This window comes from Lactobacillus delbrueckii subsp. delbrueckii DSM 20074 = JCM 1012 (assembly GCF_001433875.1).
GTDB classification, from domain to species: domain Bacteria; phylum Bacillota; class Bacilli; order Lactobacillales; family Lactobacillaceae; genus Lactobacillus; species Lactobacillus delbrueckii.
Genome location: NZ_AZCR01000099.1, coordinates 1 through 2,790, shown reverse-complemented (window position 1 = coordinate 2,790; position 2,790 = coordinate 1). Strand labels below are relative to the sequence as shown.

3 protein-coding genes and 1 pseudogene are annotated in these 2,790 nt (G+C 34.7%); all 4 read right to left on the bottom strand.

Annotated elements, in window-relative coordinates; translation table 11 throughout:
* Positions 1-190: 190 nt before the first annotated feature.
* Positions 191-1,639, bottom strand: a complete 1,449-nt coding sequence (locus FD23_RS08475) for a flippase (RefSeq protein WP_052933784.1) — start codon at positions 1,637-1,639, stop codon at positions 191-193.
* Between the two features lie 151 nt (positions 1,640-1,790).
* A pseudogene (locus tag FD23_RS09520) lies at positions 1,791-2,134 on the bottom strand (transposase); the annotation flags it as partial.
* 29 nt (positions 2,135-2,163) lie between these two features.
* Positions 2,164-2,388 (bottom strand): hypothetical protein, encoded by a 225-nt coding sequence (locus tag FD23_RS11085; protein ID WP_375711325.1) that lies wholly within the window; start codon positions 2,386-2,388, stop codon positions 2,164-2,166.
* The coding region (locus FD23_RS09775) for a transposase (protein ID WP_236743910.1) at positions 2,355-2,790 on the bottom strand (436 nt) is incomplete at its 5' end. The genes FD23_RS11085 and FD23_RS09775, both read right to left, overlap by 34 nt.

The following is a 2,790-nucleotide window of genomic DNA, read 5'->3' as shown; positions in this document are numbered from 1 at the left end:
AACTAAAGCTGAGATCCTCGCATTTCTGGAAAGTCATGCATAAAAGAAATACGGCTGGCAGAAAATCTGTCAGCCGTATGGTTTGAGTTGTAAAATCTTGGGAAATTAGCATTTATTTTTATTATTGTTCAATTAATTGATACATAAGATCTTTAATATACTCTGCTATTGGATGCTTACAAACCATCAATTATCTTTTACAAAACCTGTTCAATAGATTAAGCACAGCATCGTTTTTCATAAATAGCAAAACACATACATATGCCACGATAGATAAAACTATCGCAACTAATCCCCTTAGCCAAATTAAACATACGACTTCCTTAACTAACAAGCAAATAATAACTATCGGAATACAACCAATTGTGGATTGAATAATTCCTTTAAGTATGTGTTCGCTTCTTACAACGCCGTACATAACATTTTTCATTTCAAATGTATTAATTGATAAACTCGTAAGTTCAGATATAACTGTTGTAACAGCTGCAGCATTAAATGAGAAAAAGGGCATTAAAACGAGATTTAAAATCAAGTTTACTGAAGCAGCTATAAGATTAGCTTTTAACAGTTTTTTCTCTTCATGCGCAGGTATCATTACACACTGTGAAACTATCGTATTGAGTAATGAAAAAATAAGAGCAATCGCTAAGAAACGTAATGGAGTCACTGAAGCAAGATATTTTTTCCCAGAAATGATCATTATTATTTCCGGGGCTAACATAATTATGCCTATCGACGATGGAATCAGTATTGTTACCATTACTTTAATAACAGATCCCAAAACGTTCTTGTATTCTTTGAAATTTTTTTTCCAAAAAAGCATAGCAAGTCTAGGGATAGTCACAATTAATATTGAGGCTAAAAAAGGCGCCATCGTTCCGTATATTTTAGAAGCAACTCCATATATACCTACTGCGTAATTTCCCTTAATGAACCCCAAAAGCGTAGTATCTGATGCGACGTAAATATTAACAGCTAAAGTAGAGAAAAAAATAGTAAAAACAGGTTTTATGTGTGCTTTTAATTGTGAAAAGTTATTTATTATCCGTATTTTTACAATCGATTTTGTATGTATATAGTTTAATATATTTGAACCAACACTTGCAAAAACAGTTACACCAGCATATGGTAAAAAGTCATTGGTTTCCCTAACAAATACGAATAATAAAGCAATAGACAATACTTTAAAAAGTATGCTTCTAACTGTTATGTATGTGAAATCCTCATATATTGTATATATCCATTCAGTACCAATTGTTGTAAATATAATTTGTAAGCTAAAAACTACAATGGTCAAAGCGTATTTTTTTAAAAAAGGGAATTGTAAAGTGAATATAAGAATGATATAGGATATCATTGTAGATATTATATTTAATGTAAATATCTGACTGGAAAAATCACTTATTTTTTGGTGATCATCCCGATACTTTGCTCCCTCCCTCACAGCATATGTCGGGATTCCTAGTGAAGCTAATAACAAAAAATAATTAGCGTAATTACTAGAAAAATTATAAATTCCCATTGAGTTAACCGATAATACTCTTGATGTATATGGAATAATGATTAACGGGAAAATGACATTTAAAAATTGCCTAATGCTATTTAATATTGCATTCTTCCCTAATGATCTATTTTTCATTGTTGCAGTCCTACATTAAATAGTTTAGTATCACATTGGTGCTAATAAAAGGATCTAAAATTATATGCATTTACGTGAGATACAACTTTGGATATTGTCAATTCTTTTATGTAAATAAATCTTTTCGATAGGTCGAATATTTAATTATATTTTAATCGAAGTGTGATTCCAACGTGTCTGTCACCTGACCCAAGACTTTATGAGTCTGATTGACATTCCGGTCATTGTAGCCGATAGCCTGTACACCCAAGAAGTTGTCTAGGGACTGTTCAGTAGGAAATTCTGACTTTGGCTTTGTCTTGCGTTTGATCATGTTGTTTATCAATTCGATCATGTTCGTTGGATCGAAGGACGAATCTGCTTAGGGTATTGGTAAAAGACCAGCAGGTCTTCCTCAATCTTCTGCAAATTCTTGATCATGCTCGATTCCTTTGAGTCGTATTTGTCGTATAAGGCGTGGAGAACCGTTTCTGCCTCTTTTAAGCTAGTGTATCGTCATACTGATATCTTAAGTATGCTTAGTGCTATAGCTTTGGATACAAAGATGCAAGTTTGATACGTGCATCCGAAGTTCTAAACTGCCAGTTTACCAAAGCATAGCTATTATTCCGCTCACTTTCCCAAGCGCTCAATTCTTCGCGTAGTGTCTCAATATCCGGGATTCTTCGAGAAAGACACTGTCTGGTCATCACATTTAGCTCAATTTTAGCGATATCTAACCAGCTGCCGTGCTTGGGAGTATAGTGAATCTCAAGCTTCTTGATGATTCGACGTGCTTCCTCTGGCTTGAAAGCCTTATCTTGAAAGCCTTATATAGTGAGGATGGCTTGTGCGTATTAAGATTGTCCATGACAAGAATGATCTTCTCGGCTTCAGGGTACATCTCATCAACTATATATTTGATTTCTTCAGCCCAGTCAACTGCAGTTCGGTGTTCTCTGACGCTTGTGTGATGACGACCTCCTAGCGGTTCTACGAAGGCAAAGATACTGCATGTACCTTTACGAACGTATTCTGAATCGACTTTCTTATTGTCACCTGGACGCATAGCCCATGAGTCTCTGACTTCACCTAACAACTGATATGGCTTTTCATCCATGCAAACTACCGGCACTTTTGGATTGTAAGGAAGCTCATAAACATCCAGAACA

Bases quoted from the DNA above. Each gene is read 5' to 3' on its own strand.
- FD23_RS08475 (WP_052933784.1), bottom strand. From the start codon at position 1,639: ATGAAAAATAGATCATTAGGGAAGAATGCAATATTAAATAGCATTAGG.